Here is a 16790-nt window from a genome sequence, read left to right as displayed (position 1 = left end):
TCATAGAAAATTTACAAAGTATGGTGCATCTACCGGTATTTTATTTACAATGAGGATCCAAGGGCGGTACCGCCGAAAGTAGTCTTTTCGTGTAATCCTCTTGAGGATCGTTCATAATACTGTCCCGATCGTTGATCTCCACGAGTTTCCCATGATACATAACGCCGATACGATCGGAAATATGTTCTACGACGGCGATGTCGTGAGAAATAAAGAGATAGCTCAGATTACGCTCCTCTTGAAGTTCCTCCAGGAGATTAATGATCTGGGCCTGAATGGATACGTCGAGAGCCGATGTGGGCTCGTCTGCCAAAATAAGGGTCGGTTCCACGACAAGGGCCCGGGCGATGCCGATGCGCTGACGCTGTCCGCCTGAAAATTCATGAGGAAAGCGGCCGAAATGGGTTTCGGAGAGACCGCATAGAGAGAGTGTCTCCTCGGCACGTTTTCGAGCTTCCCCGCGGTCCATGTGGGCGTTTAAATTAATCAAGGGCTCCATGACGATTTCCCTGGCGCTCATTTGAGGATTTAAAGAGCTGTAGGGGTCCTGGAAAATCATTTGAACGTCTCGGCGAATCTCCTTCAATTCCTTAGCATCGGCTTTTAAGACCTCTCTCCCTTTGTAGATGACGGAGCCTTGGGCTTTTCCGTAAAGCCCTAAAATACAACGAGCGAGGGTGGATTTTCCGCTGCCGCTTTCGCCGACGATTCCGAGAGTTTCTTTTTCTCCCAATGTAAAGGACACGCCGTCTACGGCGCGAAACATATCCTGCCTCTTGCCGAAGAGGCTTTTTTTACCGACGGGAAATTCCTGAACTAAATTTTTGACTTCAAGTAATTTATTCACAACTTTCCCCCTCGTATAAAAAGCAGGCGACGCAATGCCCCGGATATTGCGCTCTCAGCTTCGGCACTTCTTCCTTACATCTGTCCATGCGGCTTTCGCAGCGGGAGTAGAAGGGGCAATGCCCTTCCATTTCCGAGGGTGGGGGCACATTGCCGGGAATATTGTAGAGTTTTTCTCCTCGGTTTTCCAAAGTGGGACGGGCCCGCAAAAGCCCCTTGGTATAGGGGTGCATGGGATTGTCGAAGATCGTGCAGACGTCGGATTTTTCCATCACCCGTCCGCCGTACATGACCACCACATCGTCCGCCATTTGGGCCACGACGCCGAGATCATGCGTAATGAGCATAATGGAGGTGTTGAGATCCCGCTTTAAATCGTCCATAAGTTCCAGAACTTCTTTTTGAATGGTAACATCCAGCGCCGTCGTAGGCTCGTCGGCGATTAAAAGTTTCGGCGACGAGGCCAGGGCGATGGCGATCATGACCCTTTGGCGCTGACCGCCTGAAAGTTCGTGGGGATAGCTCTTGGCTTTGTTGGCGGCATCTTCTATCTCCACCATTTCCAACATTTCGATTGTCTTTTTCTTCGCCTCTTCTTTAGAAAGGCCCATAATGCGTCGGTAGACTTCTTCTATTTGAAAGCCCACTTTCAGGGCAGGGTTTAAGCTGGTCATAGGTTCCTGGAAGATCATGGCCAAGTCTCTGCTTCTAAGTTTCCGACGCTCCACAGGATCCATATCGAGGATATTTTTCCCCTGATAGAGAATTTCCCCTTCGTCGATCCTACCTATAGGTCTCGGCAAAAGACCCATAAGGGACAGGGCGGTTACGCTCTTACCGCTGCCGCTTTCGCCGACCACGGCCAAAGTAGAGCCTTCGGGAATGGAAAAGTTGACGCCGTTTACCGCATGGACGACGCCATTATCCGTATAGAAGGAAGTATGCAGATTCTTAAATTCGATTAAATTCACAACTACCCCCTTTGTTTTACATCCAGCGTATCACTAAGTCCGTCGCCGAAAAGATTCAGCGAGAAAATCGTAAGGGCGATGGCGAGACCCGGGAAGATAGTCATATGGGGATAGTCCCGAATATAACTTCTTCCCTGGGAAAGCATGCCGCCCCATTCCGGTGTCGGCGGTTGTACGCCAAGGCCGATAAAGCTCAAGCTCGCCGCCTGTAAAATCGCCGTACCTACGCCCAAAGTGGCCTGCACAATAATGGGACCCGTGCAGTTCGGTAGAATATGGCGAAAGATCAGGCGGAAATTACTCGCCCCGCCGATTTTAGCCGCCTCTACATATTCCTGCTCTTTTACGGAAAGCACGCTGGCTCTTACAATGCGGGCGTAATTCGTAATGCTCGAAAGGGATACGGCGAGGATTAAATTGCGAATCCCCGTGCCCAATACGGCGGAAATGGCGATGGCTAAAATTAAAGACGGTATGGATAAAATAATATCCACGAGGCGCATGAGCACATTGTCTACACCTCCGCCGAAAAAACCGGCGACGGCGCCGATGATCGTGCCGATAACGACGGAGATAATCGTGGCCACGAGGCCGATAAAAAGAGAGATCCGGGCGCCGTAGACCACATTTGAAAAGATATCCCGCCCGAAATTATCCGTGCCGAAGAAATGCTCCGCCGACGGCGATTGAAATCTTATGGCGAGATCCTGCGCCTCCGGGGCCTGCGTGGCGATGAGCGGCGCGAAGACGGCGATGATCACCATGGCGAGAATAATAATAAAGCCCATTACCGCCATTTTATTTTTGTAAAAAATACGCAGGAGGTCTTTTGTTCGCGATTGTTTCTGTTCCATAAGCCCTCCTTATTCGTATTGGCTTCGAACTCGAGGATCGAGGAAGCCGTAGAGAATGTCGACGACGAGATTTAAGATACAGTAAGAAAGTGAGATCAGGAGAACGGCGCCGAGAATCATAGGGTAGTCTCTCGCCGTAATGCTTTGTACCATATGCCGTCCGATGCCCGGAATGGAGAAGATGGTCTCCGTAAGCACGCTTCCGCCGATAAGGGCGCCGGTTAAAAGGCCCGCACTGGTTAATACGGGGATCATGGCGTTTTTAAGGGCGTGAACGAAAATAACATAGCGCTCTCTGAATCCCTTGGAACGCGCGGTGCGAATATAATCTTTATTTAAGACATCGAGCATAGAAGATCTTGTTTGGCGCATAATGACGGCCATGGACTGAAAGCCCAATGCAAAGCCCGGAAGGATCAAGTGCTTAAAGGAGCGAAGTCCCGAGGAGGGCAACCAGCCCAGCTTCACGGAAAAGAGCAAAATAAACAAAAGACCCGACCAGAAAATGGGCATGGAAAGGCCGATCATGCCGAAAAACATGGAGATCTTGTCGATCCAGCTGTATTTAAAGACGGCACTTAAAATGCCGAAGATAATGCCGAAGATAACGGCCACCGCCAGGGAAAATAAAGTGAGCTTCACTGTGGCGGGAAAATATTCTTTCAGTGTGTCCCCTACATCGGCGCCGGAAAGATAACTCTTTCCCAAATCGCCGTGGAGAGCGCCTTTAATATAGCGTCCGTATTGTACGAGGAAGGGATCGTTGAGCCCGAGCTCTTCCCGGTACGCCTCGATAGCCTCAGGCGGCGCCTGTTGGCCGAGCTTCGCCACGGCAGCGTCCCCGGGCGTTAAGTAGAGGAGCCCGAAAATAATCAGGCTCACGCCGAGCATCGTAGGCACCATAAAGAAAAGGCGTCTTAAAATGTATTTAATCATGTTTCCCTCTTTCCATGTGAAAACATGTAATAAAGACTCCTTTTAAAGGAGTCTTTATTGCTGTGTTTATTCAAACGTGATGTGATAAAACTCGTTGCTTCCCGAAGGATCGGGATCGAAGTTTTTAATATTCTTTTGCGCGCCGATAATCTGTTCGCCGTAAAGTGCGAAGATCGCGGGATGCTCTTTGATGACGAGCTCTTGCGCTTCTTTATAAATGGTGGCACGGTCCTTTTCCGGTGCACGTAGACCTTTTTCGATTAAAGCGTCCAATGCCGGATTGCCATAGAACATAAAGTTCGGACCCGTTCCCTTTTTATCGGAATGATAGGTGGCGTAAAGAGGATAGTGCGCATCCACGACGGAAGGCGACCAGCTCATTAAGAACATATCGTGATCGTGATCCGGACGAGCCAAGGTGGACATATAGGTATTCCATTCCATGGAATTGATTTCTACATTAAGTCCCACATCTTTAAGTTGCGATTGAATAATCGTCGCCATATCGACTCGGGATTGTTGATCGTGGCAATAAAGTTTGATCGTATCCCCTTCCTTAACGCCGGCTTCTTTTAAGAGAGCCTTCGCTTTTTCCACATCCCGCTTCGTAGGCTCGATGGAATCGGAGATGGAATAGGGAATGTTCGGGTTTACAGGGCCTGTAGCTACTTTACCGTGACCCATGTAAACCGCATCGATAATGGCCTGCATATCCAATGCGTAGGTCATGGCTTCGCGAGCCTTGGGATTTTGGAAAATGCCCTTGTCTACAGTAAGGCCCATAAAGTGGACGGAGTTGTCCAGCTTGGTATAGAGCGTAAGATCTTCATTTTCTTCCACTTTCGTCGCGTCGTTAGGCGCCACTTCCATGGCGATATCCGCTTGACCGCTGTCCAACTCGATAAGGCGGTTGGAATCTTCCGGAATAATGCGGAAGATCATTTGACTGAAAGCCGGCTTTTCGCCCCAATAGTTTTCATTGTAACTTAGGGTCGTATTGTCGAGCTTCTTCCAGTCGTCCAACTTAAAGGGGCCGGTGCCTATGGGCTTAGTGCCCAACGATTCGGGATCGGCTTCCGTAGTAGTCTTATCCACGATAGAAGCCGCCGGGTGAGCTAAAGCCGCCGTAAAAGTGGCGTCGGGTTCTGTAAGTTTAAATTTTAAAACCAGAGGATCCGACGTGTCGTAACTGTTCGGATCGATTTGCTTGTAAATATAACCGTAGGCATCGGATTGAGCGGCGCGGTTTAAAGTAAAGGCCACGTCTTCCGAGGTCAGCTCTTCTCCGTTGGAGAACTTGACGCCTTCGCGAAGCTTAATGACATAGCTTAAATCGTCGGGCTGTTCGATGGATTCCGCCAGGCGGTTTTCCATGGTGCCGTCGGGCTTTCTCACGAGCAAAGTGTCGTAAATTTGCTTGATGATGTTTTCAGCGTAAATACTGTTTTGAATAATCGGGTCCATCGACTCCGCATCGGATGCCTGAGCGATGACGAGGCTGTCTTTGTCCCCACCTTTGGAGGCGGAGCCGCCACACGCCGTTAAAATAAGCGCCATGGCCATAAACATTGCCATTAAACGTTTCTTCATGGGTATCCCTTCACTTTCTACATAAATTTTAGTGTCTCTGGTTTTATACCCTTCTAAATCCTTAAAGAATCAGATTATTCATCCTCTTCCCTTTCGATGCGGTAAACATTGGCGCCCAGTCCACGGAATTTTTCCTCGATGTCCTCGTACCCTCTGTCGATATGATAGATATCGCGAATGGTGGTCTTTCCTTCGGCGACGAGGCCTACGAGAATGAGAGCTGCACCTGCGCGCAGGTCGCTGGCTTTAACGGAGGTTCCCGTCAAATGTTTCGGGCCTACCACTACGGCGCTCCTGCCGTCGATTTTAATATCAGCGCCCATTTTCTTAAACTCGTCCACGTGCATAAAGCGGTTTTCAAAGACGGTTTCGATGGTGACATTGCTCCCCTTACATTGGGTCATATAGGCCATAAATTGTGCCTGCATATCCGTCGGGAATCCGGGATAGGGAAGGGTTTTGATGTCGATGGTTTCGGGAATGGCTGCCGCCTTTACCCGAACATTCTCCCCTTCTTCAATAATTTCGCAGCCCGATTCCTTGAGCTTGGCGATGACGGGTTTAATGTGGCTCGTAATAACATTTTCCACGAGAACGTCGCCGCCCGTAATAGCCGCCGCCACCATAAAGGTACCCGCCTCGATTCGGTCGGGAATAATAGCGTGGCGCGCGCCTCCCAGCTTTTCCACACCGTCGATACGAATAGTGGAAGTGCCGGCGCCGGTTACTTTCGCGCCGAGTTTTCTCAAAAAATTCGAAAGATCGACGATCTCCGGTTCTTTCGCCGCGTTTTCGATGATCGTCTCCCCTTCCGCCAAGACGGCCGCCATCATAATATTTTCCGTGGCGCCTACGGAGGGGAAATCCAAGTAGATCTTATCGCCTTTTAAGCGATCACAGGAAGCGGTAATATTTCCGATGTCTTCCTGAATATCGGCACCCAAAGCGCGGAAGCCCTTTAAGTGATAGTCGATAGGCCGCGCACCGATGGAGCAACCTCCCGGCAGAGAATTTTCCGTTTTGCCGAGGCGCGCCAAAAGAGGCCCCATAACGAGAAATGACGCGCGCATCTTGCTCATAAGCTCGAAAGGCGTGCGGTACTCGTGCAGGCCGGAGGAGTTGATTTTAAGTTTACCCTTGCCCAACTTTTCGACGGTGGAACCCAGGGATTCTAAAAGTTCGCACATAATATGTACGTCTTGTAATTCCGGTACTTCTTCTAAATAAATATCTTCCGTGCCTAAAAGACAGGCGGCTAAAATGGGCAGCGCCGCATTTTTAGCGCCGCTGATACGAACGCGACCTTTTAATGCGGGACTTCTCTCCACGACTATTCTTTCCAAAAACGATCTCCCCTTACTAATACGATTTATTATCTTGATGCCCGATCGGGCCAGTTTTTAAACATAATAAGAACGCTCGGAGTATATACTCTAAGCGTTCTTATTGTATCATATTTAACCTATATTGTCGGTGGTTGACCGCCGTTTACCAAGTCTTAGATATCACTTGTTGCGAATAACTTCGGTCTTATAGCCGTCGGGATCGGTGACAAAGAAGTAGCGCGGCGGGTCTCCGGGAAGGCCCTTAAGCTCGGTCACATCGAAGCCCGCTTTTTTCATACGTTCGTGCTCCGCTTCCAGATCGTCTGCATAGACGGCGACATGGCCGTAGCCGTTTCCGATATCGTAAGCTCCGTGGCCGATATTATAGGTAAGCTCCAGCTCAGTTTCGTCACCCTCCAGAGCCATATAGACCAATTTAAAACCGTCTTTCGTATGGTCCTTTTCGCGGGTCACTTTATAACCTAAAGCTTCTTCATAAAATTTGATCGATGCTTCTAAGTCTTTTACGCGAATACAAGTGTGTGCATATTTCACGCTCTCACCCTTTCTATTTTATCTACATAGACGCCCTTATCTAAAATGGGGTCGTATTCGATACGGTGAAGGCTCGCCTTTTTTACCGAGACGATTTCACCTGTGATCTCTTCGATCGTGTAACCGAGACTCGGTTGATGGGCGATAAATAAAATGGGCTCGTCGGTAATATATTCCTTCATATTTCGCCAGCGGGTGGCGTCTTTATAGCTCACGATCTTTACATCGTGAACGCCCAGTTTTTTCGCAACCACTTCCGCCGTTTCCACGGCGCGCTTATATTCCGAGACGATGATTTTTTGCGGGAGCGGCCATTCTCTTCTTAAAAAAGCATCGGCCGTATCTTCCGCCTGAAAGACCCCCTCTTGTGTAAGGGCCCTTTCCTCGTCTCGATCGGCAAAGCTTTCCGCCTCGCCGTGACGCATGAGATATAAAATCATATTTGCCTCTTATTTTCTAAATACATTGATTCCTTCATAACGTGCCAATTCGCCCAGTTCATCTTCAATTCTAAGCAATTGATTGTACTTGGCGACGCGGTCCGTTCTCGCCGGAGCGCCGGTTTTAATTTGGCCGGCATTTAATGCTACGGCGAGATCGGCGATGGTGGCGTCTTCCGTTTCGCCGCTTCTATGGCTGATAACGGCGGTCATGGACGCGCGGTGCGCCATTTGTACGGAATCGACTGTTTCCGATAAGCTGCCGATTTGGTTGAGCTTAATGAGGATGGAATTGCCCACTCCTTCTTCGATGCCGCGAGCCAGACGCTTAACATTGGTGACGAATAAATCGTCGCCGACCAGTTGAATCTTGTCGCCGAGTTTTTCCGTAAGGAGCTTCCAGCCTTCCCAGTCGTCCTCATCCAGACCGTCTTCGATACTCATAACCGGGTAGCGAGAGGTAATGTCTGCGTACCATTCCACCATTTCCGCCGCGGTTTTTTCCTTGCCTTCTCCTGCGAGAACGTAGACTTTTTTGTCGCTATCGTACATTTCAGAAGCCGCCACGTCCAGCGCAAAGACAATGTCCTCTCCGGGAACTAAGCCCGCGGATTTTACCGCTTCCACAATAAGGTCCAGGGCTTCCACATTACTGTCCAGATTCGGAGCGAATCCACCTTCGTCGCCGACGCCGGTGGAAAGTCCCTTTTCTTTTATAACCTTTTTCAGGTGATGATAAACTTCCGTTCCCATGCGAAGGCCTTCTTTAAAGCTCTCGGCGCCCACGGGCATGATCATAAATTCCTGAATGTCCACATTGTTATCGGCATGTTCCCCGCCGTTTAAAATATTCATCATGGGGACGGGAAGAGTGCGCGCGCCTACGCCGCCCATGTACTGATAAAGGGGAAGGCCCAGCTCATCGGCCGCCGCCTTCGCTACGGCTAAGGATACGCCTAATATCGCATTGGCGCCCAGTTTGCCCTTGTTCTCCGTGCCGTCTAAAGCGATAAGGGCCTCGTCGATTCCCAGTTGATCCAACACATCGTAACCCAAGAGATCGTGGGCGATCACTTCATTTACATTGGCTACGGCATTTTCCACGCCCTTGCCCATGTAGCGATCGTCGCCGTCGCGAAGTTCTACGGCTTCGTATTCGCCGGTACTGGCACCGGAGGGGACGATGGCGCGGCCGAAACCGCCGTCTTGTGTGTAAACTTCAACTTCTACCGTGGGATTTCCCCGGCTGTCCAGTACTTCACGTCCATAAATTTCAATAATACTGCTCATGTCGTCTCCTTATTTCCATAGACTGCGGCCGGTCATGGCCTCGGGTTTTTCGATGTAAAGTTCTTCCAAAATGGTCGGGGCAATGTCGGCGAGAATGCCGTCGTTCAATTGTCGTTCAAATCCGACGGGGATCAAGAATACGGGATTGGTAGTGTGGGATGTGACGGGGTTTCCTTCCTCATCCTTCATTACATCGCAATTGCCGTGATCCGCCGTAATTAAAGCTCGTCCGCCTTTTTTCTCCAAGGCCTCCAGCACACTTCCGAGTGATTTGTCCACCGCTTCCACCGCTTGGATGGCGGCGTCCAATACGCCGGTGTGGCCTACCATGTCGGGATTGGCGTAGTTTACGATGTAAACATCGGCAAGGTCTTTGTTAATGGCATTAATAAGCTGCCGCCCTACGAGATCGGCGCGCATCTCCGGCTCCAGATCGTACGTCGCCACCTTCGGCGAAGGCACGAGAATACGGTATTCCCCCATATAGGGATTTTCCCTGCCGCCGCTCAGAAAGAACGTTACGTGGGCGTATTTTTCCGTCTCGGCGATGCGAAGCTGCTTGAGCCCCTGATCGGAGATCACTTCTCCTAAAGTATCTCTCAGCTCTTCCTTCGGATACATAATGTGGGTACCCGGAATAGTTTCGTCGTAATCGGTCATGGTGACCATATGCACTTTCGGGAATACTTTCCGGACAAATCCGTCGAAATCGGGGTCGGTAAAGGTCCGCACAATTTCCCGGGCCCGATCGGGTCGAAAATTGAAAAACAGGAACACATCCCCGTCCCCGATACGCCCTACGGCTTCTCCGTCGCGTTTCAAGTAGGAGGGCTCAAAGAACTCGTCCGTATTGTGTTCTCTATAAGATTCCGCGAAAATCTCGTCGGCATTTGTGTAGTCCCGTCCCCTTCCCTGAGTCAGGAGGTCATAGGCCACTTCTACGCGCTCCCAGCGGGTATCCCTGTCCATGGCGTAAAAGCGGCCGACTAAACTCACCACTTCTCCGGCGCCGATGGTCGCCAGGTCCTCTTGCAGCTTTTTGATTTCTTCCCTAGCCGATGTAGGCGGCACATCTCTACCGTCTAAAATGGCGTGAATATAAATCTTTTCTACACCCGCTTCCTTGGCCAGTTTGACCAGAGAAACCAGGTGATCTCTATGGGAGTGAACGCCGCCGCAGGATACGAGCCCTACTAAATGGAGGGCGTGATCTTTCGCATGCAAAAAACCTTCCTGCAACACGGGATTTTTCGCCAGCGTGCCGTCTTTTGCGTCGCGAGAAATGCGCGTCAGCTCCTGGTAGACTATGCGGCCGGCGCCGATATTGGTGTGGCCCACTTCGGAATTTCCCATTTGTCCCTCAGGTAGACCAACTGCTTCCCCTGAAGCTTGGAGCTGAGCGTATCCATTTTCCATCAAGCGGTCCAGTACCGGCGTATGGGCCTGATCGAAGGCATTGTTCGGGCCTCCTTCGGCAAGACCCAGTCCGTCGAGTATGGCCAGTAAAATGGGCTTAGACATGGGAAACCTCGTCGATGATGCCCTTGAAAGAATCCGCCTTTAAGCTGGCGCCGCCTACGAGGACGCCGTCGATTTCGCCGGCCTTTAAAAAGCCCGCCACATTGTCGGCTTTTACGCTGCCGCCGTAGAGAATTCTTACATCCTCACGTCGATCTTCGGGAAGTTCATTTCTGATTTCCGCAATAACCTCATTGGCATCTTCCGCGCTCGCGGTTTTTCCCGTGCCGATGGCCCAAATAGGCTCGTAGGCCAGGAGGAACTCTTCCTCTTTTACAGATTCCAGAGCCGAGTGCACTTGATTCTTTAAAAAGTCCATGCGCTTGCCGCTATTGTAAACCTCTTCGTCTTCGCCGAAACAGATAATGGGGGTCAGGCCCACTTCCATGGCGCGGGTGATCTTCTTCTGAATCACTTCATCAGTTTCGCCTCTTCCCCGGCATTCGCTATGGCCGATGATGACGTAGCGGCAGCCCATGTCTTTCAACATTTCCCCGGCGATTTCCCCTGTATGGGCGCCGAAGGAATCTTCAGAAAGATTTTGTGCCGCCAGGGCGAAGTCCGTCTTTTCCATATGAGAGCCTACTCGATCCAAGTGGGTAAAGGGCGGCGCAATAATGACTTCCGCGCCCTTTGCATCCACAGAGACCAGGGCTTTAATAAGCTCTTCCCCTTCTTTCAGGGTAGTATTCATTTTCCAGTTGCCGGCAACTACTTTTTGTCTCATCTTACACCTCTTCTATGGCCTGAATGGCGGGAAGGGATTTGCCCTCTAAAAATTCCAAGCTGGCGCCGCCGCCCGATGAAATATGGCTCATCTTGTCGGCAAGGCCCGCCTGGGTAATAGCCGCCGCCGAGTCGCCGCCACCGATGACCACTTCTGCATCGAGGGCACCCAGTAATTCGGCGAGGGCCGCCGTGCCCTTGTCGAAAGGTTTGGTTTCAAACACGCCGGCAGGTCCGTTCCAGACCACGGATTTCGCCGTCTTTAAAACCTCTCCGTAACGGCGAACCGTGTCTTCGCCGATATCCAGCGCCATCTCATCTTCTCCGATAGAGTCTGCGGATACTGTGTGGGCGGTTTTCGGAGCGTCGATCCCCTTCGCTACTACGAGATCCGTGGGAAGGAGGAGCTTCACGCCCTTTTCTTCCGCTTTTTCCACGAGCATCTTCGCCTTTTGAACTTCCCCTTCTTCCACGAGGGAGGCGCCCATATTCTTCCCTTCACTTAAGAGGAAAGTATTGGCCATGGCGCCGACGATTAAAATACCGTCGCATACTTCCATTAAATGCTCGATGACGGCAATCTTATCGCTGACCTTTGCGCCGCCTAAAATGGCGATAAAGGGACGCTTCGGATTGTTTAAAAGATCCGAAAGCACCTCTACTTCCTTGCCCATTAAAAATCCGAGAGCCGAAGGAAGTTCCTTTACGATGCCCACATTGGATGCGTGGGCGCGGTGGGCGGTGCCGAAGGCGTCGTTTACATAGCAATCGGCGAGGGAAGCCAGTTCCTTTGCAAAGGCGGGATCATTTTTCTTTTCTTCGTTTCTGAAACGGAGATTTTCCAAAAGGCCGATTTCGCCGGGCTTTAATTCCCGCGCCATACGGGCCACATTGTCGTCGACGACGAGGCCGGAAAACATAGGGACAATATCTTTTCCCAATACTTTTTCAGCAGCCTTGCGCACGGGTTCCATGCTGAACGCTTCGTCATATTCCCCTTTGGGGCGTCCGCGGTGGCTCATTAAGATCACGGCGGCTCCTTGTTCTAAAAGATAATCGATGGTGGGTTTCGCCGCTTCGATGCGGGTCGTGTCGGTTACTTTTTTATCTTTTACGGGAACATTAAAATCTACCCTGACGAGGACGGTCTTCCCCGAAAGATTCAGTGCTTGAATATCCATAAAACCTCCAAGAAAAATCGAGCCCCTAAGAGCTCGACCTCATTTACATTTTTTCTGCAACTAAGCTTGCCAAGTCGATAACTCGTTGACTGTAACCCCATTCATTGTCATACCAGGAGAATACTTTTACGAATTTTCCGTGGGCCAAGGTAAGGGATGCGTCGAAGATAGAAGCGTGGGGATCGGCGATAATGTCGGTAGAGACGATGGGATCTTCCGTGTAAGCTAAAATGCCTTTCATCGGGCCTTCCGCCGCTTTCTTAATAGCTGCATTAATTTCTTCAACAGTGGCTTCTTTTTCAAGTTCGAAGACCATGTCGGTAATGGAACCGGTGGGAACGGGAACGCGAAGAGCGTGGCCGTCTAATTTACCGGCGAGTTCGGGAATAACTTGCGCTACGGCCTTTGCAGCACCTGTAGAGGTGGGGATAATATTTTCCGCCGCGGCACGCGCTCTTCTCCAGTCTTTTTTGTGTTTAGCGTCGTGAATGTGTTGGTCATTTGTATAGGCGTGAACCGTTGTCATCATGCCCTTTTCAATGCCGAAGGTATCGAGTATAATTTTGGTCACCGGCGCCATGCAGTTGGTGGTGCAGGATGCGTTGGATAAGAAGTGGTGTTTTTCGTTGTCGTAAAGATCGTCGTTGACGCCCATAACGATAGTAATATCTTCACCCTTCGTAGGAGCGGATACGATGACCTTTTTAGCGCCTGCGTCGAAGTGTTTTTGAGCGCCTTCTTTATCTTTAAAGGCACCGGTGGTGTCGATGACGATGTCCACGCCGTTTTCTTTCCAGGGGATGTTGACGGGATCACGTTGATCGGAAATTACAATGTCTTTTCCGTCAATTTTAAAGCCCTTATCCGTTACTTCGATTTCGCCGGGGTAACGACGATATACCGTATCGTATTTAAATAAGTGGGCCATCAAATTCCAATCGCCGCTGGCATTTAATTGAACCAGTTCAAAGGGAAGATCCTTGCGAAGACAAATTCCTCTTACTACGTCGCGACCGATGCGACCAAAACCGTTTACGCCTACACGAATTGACATTGTTTCCTCCTTAAAATGTAAGTTCGTTTTATATCTATTGTTTATATACCCATGAAATCGTCATAGGTATCGATTAAAACCGTCAGTTTCATCATATCAGAAACTGATCGCCGATGCGACATTTACCGTAAAAGAAAGGATAAAATATGCTCTTTGTTCTCCTCGGCCCTTCGGGATCCGGAAAAACCACTCAGGCGGAAAAACTCGCCGAACTTCCCGGATTTCATAAAATCATTACTGCCACCACCCGCCCCAAGCGAGCGGGTGAAGTCGACGGGCGGGATTACTACTTCTTATCGGATGAACTATACGACGAAAAATTAAACCGCGGCGAACTCTTAGCTCCTACGAAAATCCACGGCGCCCACTACGGCATTCCCAAAGAAGACCTCGTCTCTCTCGCTCAGTCGAAAAATCGCCACGGCGTCGTAGTCCTGGACGATCGCGGCGCAAAAAAGCTGCAAGCACTGGGCGCCGTTACCATCGCCTTAACCCTTCCGGAAAAAGAGCGGCACCGCCGCCTGGATCTCCGCAGGGAAAAGGGACGCTTTCGAAGAGAGATTATGGTTTTTTCCGCCGATTACAATCTCTCCTCGGAAGGCACGATAGAAGAGGTCTTTCGTTCTATAAGAAGTTGTGTGGAAAAGCATTTATAAAATTCTCCTGTTTTTAGTAAAAAATGCTCTCCATTCACCTCGTTGTGCTACACTATTTTCGAGGTGTGTTATGAATTTAATATATGTTTTTGTCGCAGCATTTCTCTTTTCATCCATGGAAGTCGCCATCAAATTAACAGGAGGCGCCTTCCATCCGGTGCAGTTGAATCTTATCCGCTTTTTTGTCGCGGCCCTCATTCTCTTTCCGATAAGCGAAAGAGAGCTTAAGAAGACCCATTACAAAATCAACGGAAAAGATTACATACACTTCGCTCTTTCGGGCTTTCTGTGCATCGTCGTCTCTATGACCTTCTACACCTTATCGGTTTCGTTTTTAGACGCCCATGTGGCGGGGATATTATTTTGTTCCAATACCTTTTTCTCCATGATCCTCGCCCACTTTTTTACATCGGAAAAAATCAGCCGCAGAACCTTTTATTCCGTGCTCCTTTCCTTCGCGGGCTTTCTTATTTTGGTCAATCCCCTTCATTTCAAAGGCTCTTTTTTAGGCGTTATCATCATTTCCATTTCCGCCCTTACTTTCTCCCTCTACGCCTTAGTGGGAAAAATACTCTACAAAGATAAACCCTTTAAAGCCCCGACCATTACATCCCATTCTTTTTTCTTCGGCGTGGCGGAGCTTTTGATCTTAATCGGCCTTTCCCACACGGCCCCGGCGGCCACATTTCTGAACAGTATAGGCTTGGATCTTTTTATCGACATACCTATTTTTACCGGAATCAATAGAGATAATATTCTCATTCTCCTCTATATCTGTATCTTCGTCACGGGCATCGGCTTCGCAAGCCACTTCTTCGCCGTGGAGAAAAATCCTGTCTCCATATCTTCACTGGTCTTCGCCGTAAAACCCGTACTCTCCCCCATAATGGCGGCGATTTTTTTGGGCGATATCATCTATCCTCATGAAGTCGTGGGCATCGTCATGATCTCCGTGGCTTCGAGCTTCATCTTTATGGAACAAAGCGTAAAGGAAAAAAGAGTGAAAGCGCATTTATAAGCAATAAAAAACAAGTAAGTGTACCCGGCAGGGAAACACTTACTTGTTTTTTTAATCGACTTATCCTTTTACTGAACCCGATGTCAGGCCGGATATCAGGAACTTTCTGAAAAAGAGGGCGCCCAGTGCCGGCGGAATAATAGAGATTATCCCAACCGCGGCGATAATGCCGTAATTAATGGCGTAGCGGGACATGAATTCCGACATGATCATGGTGAGGGGCTTGTTGTCGTAGGAAGACAGGAGAATCATGGGAATAATGTACTGTTTCCACGACATTAGGAGCATGATCAAGGTGGTAGTAAAGATCACGGGCGCCGATACGGGCAAGGCGATTTTCGTCAGGATCTGGCCCTCGCTGAAACCGTCGATTTTACTCGCTTGCCATAGTTCCTCGGGAATTTCTTTAATATAGTTCATGGTGATCCAGGTGTTTAAAGGAAGGAAGGAGGACACATAGATCACGCAGTTCCAGAAAGTATTGTCTAAGATTCCGAGCTTTCTGTAAATATTGTAAACCGGGATAATCGTCGTAAACACGGGAATAACTACGGTTAAAAGAAGCAGGCGGATATAAATCTTTTTGAATTTAAAATCGAATCGGGCCAAAGCATAGGCCGTCAAATAGGAAATGGGTACGCCGATGGCCAGAGTGATGGCCGAAATCTTCAAACTGTTTACAAGCCCGTTCATAACCGTAGCATGTTCAGGTGATGCGGCGTCGAAGATCTTTTCGTAGTGCTCGAAGGTGGTAATATCGGGCAAAATTCCCGCCGTTGCCTGAAGCATATCGCTTTCCGGCGTAACGCTTACGATAAAGCACCAGAAAATGGGCCCCAAGCTGAAGAGCACGATGAGTAAGACGATGAGCGGGTAGGTAAAGTTTTTATTTTTCATAATCGTACACCTTATCTACTGTCATATTTCTTACATAGAAATAGCCGAAGATGCCCGTAATGGCCATAATAATGTAGGAAATAGAGCTTCCCAATCCGAAATCCAGAAAACTGAATGTGTTGGAATAGTTATAAACCAAGAGGGTCTGGTTGGCGAATTGATAGCCCGAAAGGGCGATGACTTCGTCGAAAACATTGATCGCCGTCGTGGTTAGATTAATTAGCACGACCCCGAGAGAAGGCACGATCAAGGGAAGGGTAATGTAGCGGAAGGCTTGGAGCCTCGTGCTCCCCTCCATCTTGAATGCTTCGTAATAGCTTTCAGGAATGCTTTGTAAGTTGGATAAAATAACGATGGAGGAAAAGGGAATAATCCTCCAGGCGATTACCAGTGACACGACGAATAAAAAGAGCCCTCGATTATTGATCCACGAAATGGGCGCTTGAATTAGGCCCATGTTCATAAGGAGCTTATTCATGAGTCCGTGGCCCGGGAAGAAAATAAACTTCCACATAATGCCGTTTACGATAGGCGGCAACGCCCAGGGCACGATGACGATGGCCGTCAATAAAGGCGTGATTTTCGTCTTTTTATTGAGGGCAAAGGCGATCAACACACTGATAACCAATCCGATAATGAGGACCATGACGAGGACGGCGACGGAATTGAAGAGAGCCGAATGGAAATCCTCGCTCTTTAAAACCGTCTCGTAGTTTTTAAAGCCTACAAACTTTTGATTATAGGGCTCCGTTAAATTTAAATTCCTTAAACTGTAGCCAAAGGTCGTAATGATCGGCAAAAACACGGTAAACACCATGATGAGCGTCGCCGGAATCAAAAGTAAAAAGGCCGTTTTTTTTGATTGTTTCATTGCGCACCTCACGAAAGAAAAGTCGGGCTAAGCCGACTTTTCTCCTTTTATAATGTTCTCTA

General features: G+C 49.3%; 17 protein-coding genes. 2 read left to right on the top strand and 15 right to left on the bottom strand.

Going from position 1 to position 16790, the window contains the following annotated elements:
* Positions 1-40 precede the first annotated feature (40 nt).
* The 13 genes from PEPTYR26121_RS06715 to gap form a co-directional block, all read right to left on the bottom strand.
* Complete coding sequence (locus tag PEPTYR26121_RS06715; RefSeq protein WP_246285913.1) at positions 41-847, bottom strand: ATP-binding cassette domain-containing protein; 807 nt, start codon at positions 845-847, stop codon at positions 41-43.
* A complete protein-coding gene (locus PEPTYR26121_RS06710) occupies positions 840-1817 on the bottom strand; it encodes an ABC transporter ATP-binding protein (RefSeq protein WP_180500459.1) in 978 nt (325 codons plus the stop codon). The genes PEPTYR26121_RS06715 and PEPTYR26121_RS06710 overlap by 8 nt, the downstream gene beginning before the upstream one ends.
* 2 nt (positions 1818-1819) lie before the next feature.
* Positions 1820-2671 (bottom strand): nickel transporter permease, encoded by an 852-nt coding sequence (gene nikC, locus PEPTYR26121_RS06705; protein ID WP_180500457.1) that lies wholly within the window; start codon positions 2669-2671, stop codon positions 1820-1822.
* 9 nt (positions 2672-2680) lie between these two features.
* Positions 2681-3607, bottom strand: a complete 927-nt coding sequence (locus PEPTYR26121_RS06700) for an ABC transporter permease (protein WP_180500455.1) — start codon at positions 3605-3607, stop codon at positions 2681-2683.
* Positions 3608-3673: 66 nt separating this feature from the next.
* The gene (locus PEPTYR26121_RS06695; RefSeq protein ID WP_180500453.1) at positions 3674-5197 is read right to left on the bottom strand and encodes an ABC transporter substrate-binding protein; all 1524 of its coding nucleotides are present in this window, start codon (positions 5195-5197) and stop codon (positions 3674-3676) included.
* A gap of 74 nt (positions 5198-5271) precedes the next feature.
* The gene (gene murA / locus PEPTYR26121_RS06690; RefSeq protein ID WP_180500451.1) at positions 5272-6540 is read right to left on the bottom strand and encodes a UDP-N-acetylglucosamine 1-carboxyvinyltransferase; all 1269 of its coding nucleotides are present in this window, start codon (positions 6538-6540) and stop codon (positions 5272-5274) included.
* A 162-nt stretch (positions 6541-6702) separates the two neighbouring features.
* Complete coding sequence (gene gloA, locus PEPTYR26121_RS06685) at positions 6703-7077, bottom strand: lactoylglutathione lyase (RefSeq protein ID WP_180500449.1); 375 nt, start codon at positions 7075-7077, stop codon at positions 6703-6705.
* Positions 7074-7517, bottom strand: a complete 444-nt coding sequence (locus PEPTYR26121_RS06680) for a SixA phosphatase family protein (protein ID WP_180500447.1) — start codon at positions 7515-7517, stop codon at positions 7074-7076. Before PEPTYR26121_RS06680 ends, gloA begins: the two co-directional genes overlap by 4 nt.
* Positions 7518-7526: 9 nt before the next feature.
* On the bottom strand, positions 7527-8807 hold the full coding sequence (gene eno, locus PEPTYR26121_RS06675; RefSeq protein ID WP_180500446.1) for a phosphopyruvate hydratase: 1281 nt from the start codon (positions 8805-8807) through the stop codon (positions 7527-7529).
* Positions 8808-8816: 9 nt separating this feature from the next.
* Positions 8817-10328, bottom strand: coding sequence for a 2,3-bisphosphoglycerate-independent phosphoglycerate mutase (gpmI, locus tag PEPTYR26121_RS06670; protein ID WP_180500444.1), 1512 nt, complete (start codon positions 10326-10328; stop codon positions 8817-8819).
* Positions 10321-11052 carry a triose-phosphate isomerase gene (tpiA, locus tag PEPTYR26121_RS06665; RefSeq protein ID WP_180500442.1) on the bottom strand — a complete coding sequence of 244 codons (732 nt, stop codon included), beginning with the start codon at positions 11050-11052 and terminating at the stop codon, positions 10321-10323. Before tpiA ends, gpmI begins: the two co-directional genes overlap by 8 nt.
* A gap of 1 nt (position 11053) precedes the next feature.
* Positions 11054-12232, bottom strand: coding sequence for a phosphoglycerate kinase (locus PEPTYR26121_RS06660; protein ID WP_180500440.1), 1179 nt, complete (start codon positions 12230-12232; stop codon positions 11054-11056).
* A 43-nt stretch (positions 12233-12275) separates the two neighbouring features.
* Entirely contained in the window at positions 12276-13286 is a 1011-nt protein-coding gene (gene gap, locus PEPTYR26121_RS06655; RefSeq protein WP_180500438.1) for a type I glyceraldehyde-3-phosphate dehydrogenase, read from the bottom strand.
* 146 nt (positions 13287-13432) lie between these two features.
* Between gap and PEPTYR26121_RS06650 the strand changes: the two genes are divergently transcribed.
* Positions 13433-13942, top strand: coding sequence for a guanylate kinase (locus tag PEPTYR26121_RS06650; RefSeq protein ID WP_180500436.1), 510 nt, complete (start codon positions 13433-13435; stop codon positions 13940-13942).
* Positions 13943-14012: 70 nt separating this feature from the next.
* Positions 14013-14960, top strand: a complete 948-nt coding sequence (locus PEPTYR26121_RS06645; protein WP_180500434.1) for a DMT family transporter — start codon at positions 14013-14015, stop codon at positions 14958-14960.
* Positions 14961-15020: 60 nt separating this feature from the next.
* On the opposite strand, the gene PEPTYR26121_RS06640 is transcribed toward PEPTYR26121_RS06645, so the two are convergent.
* Both PEPTYR26121_RS06640 and PEPTYR26121_RS06635 read right to left on the bottom strand, forming a co-directional pair.
* Positions 15021-15857, bottom strand: coding sequence for a carbohydrate ABC transporter permease (locus PEPTYR26121_RS06640; RefSeq protein ID WP_180500432.1), 837 nt, complete (start codon positions 15855-15857; stop codon positions 15021-15023).
* Positions 15847-16728: a carbohydrate ABC transporter permease gene (locus PEPTYR26121_RS06635; RefSeq protein WP_180500431.1), complete on the bottom strand. Its 882-nt coding sequence runs from the start codon at positions 16726-16728 to the stop codon at positions 15847-15849. The genes PEPTYR26121_RS06640 and PEPTYR26121_RS06635 overlap by 11 nt, the downstream gene beginning before the upstream one ends.
* Positions 16729-16790: the final 62 nt, after the last annotated feature.

Origin of the sequence: Aedoeadaptatus nemausensis (assembly GCF_903819165.1) — a bacterium.
Classification (GTDB): Bacteria; Bacillota; Clostridia; order Tissierellales; family Peptoniphilaceae; genus Aedoeadaptatus; species Aedoeadaptatus nemausensis.
Note: the sequence above shows the minus strand (reverse complement) of the source record. Positions and strands in the feature narration are given on the sequence as shown.

Bases quoted from the DNA above. Each gene is read 5' to 3' on its own strand.
- nikC (WP_180500457.1), bottom strand. From the start codon at position 2,671: ATGGAACAGAAACAATCGCGAACAAAAGACCTCCTGCGTATTTTTTAC.
- PEPTYR26121_RS06700 (WP_180500455.1), bottom strand. From the start codon at position 3,607: ATGATTAAATACATTTTAAGACGCCTTTTCTTTATGGTGCCTACGATG.
- PEPTYR26121_RS06695 (WP_180500453.1), bottom strand. From the start codon at position 5,197: ATGAAGAAACGTTTAATGGCAATGTTTATGGCCATGGCGCTTATTTTA.
- PEPTYR26121_RS06680 (WP_180500447.1), bottom strand. From the start codon at position 7,517: ATGATTTTATATCTCATGCGTCACGGCGAGGCGGAAAGCTTTGCCGAT.
- eno (WP_180500446.1), bottom strand. From the start codon at position 8,807: ATGAGCAGTATTATTGAAATTTATGGACGTGAAGTACTGGACAGCCGG.
- gpmI (WP_180500444.1), bottom strand. From the start codon at position 10,328: ATGTCTAAGCCCATTTTACTGGCCATACTCGACGGACTGGGTCTTGCC.
- tpiA (WP_180500442.1), bottom strand. From the start codon at position 11,052: ATGAGACAAAAAGTAGTTGCCGGCAACTGGAAAATGAATACTACCCTG.
- PEPTYR26121_RS06660 (WP_180500440.1), bottom strand. From the start codon at position 12,232: ATGGATATTCAAGCACTGAATCTTTCGGGGAAGACCGTCCTCGTCAGG.
- gap (WP_180500438.1), bottom strand. From the start codon at position 13,286: ATGTCAATTCGTGTAGGCGTAAACGGTTTTGGTCGCATCGGTCGCGAC.
- PEPTYR26121_RS06650 (WP_180500436.1), top strand. From the start codon at position 13,433: ATGCTCTTTGTTCTCCTCGGCCCTTCGGGATCCGGAAAAACCACTCAG.
- PEPTYR26121_RS06645 (WP_180500434.1), top strand. From the start codon at position 14,013: ATGAATTTAATATATGTTTTTGTCGCAGCATTTCTCTTTTCATCCATG.
- PEPTYR26121_RS06640 (WP_180500432.1), bottom strand. From the start codon at position 15,857: ATGAAAAATAAAAACTTTACCTACCCGCTCATCGTCTTACTCATCGTG.
- PEPTYR26121_RS06635 (WP_180500431.1), bottom strand. From the start codon at position 16,728: ATGAAACAATCAAAAAAAACGGCCTTTTTACTTTTGATTCCGGCGACG.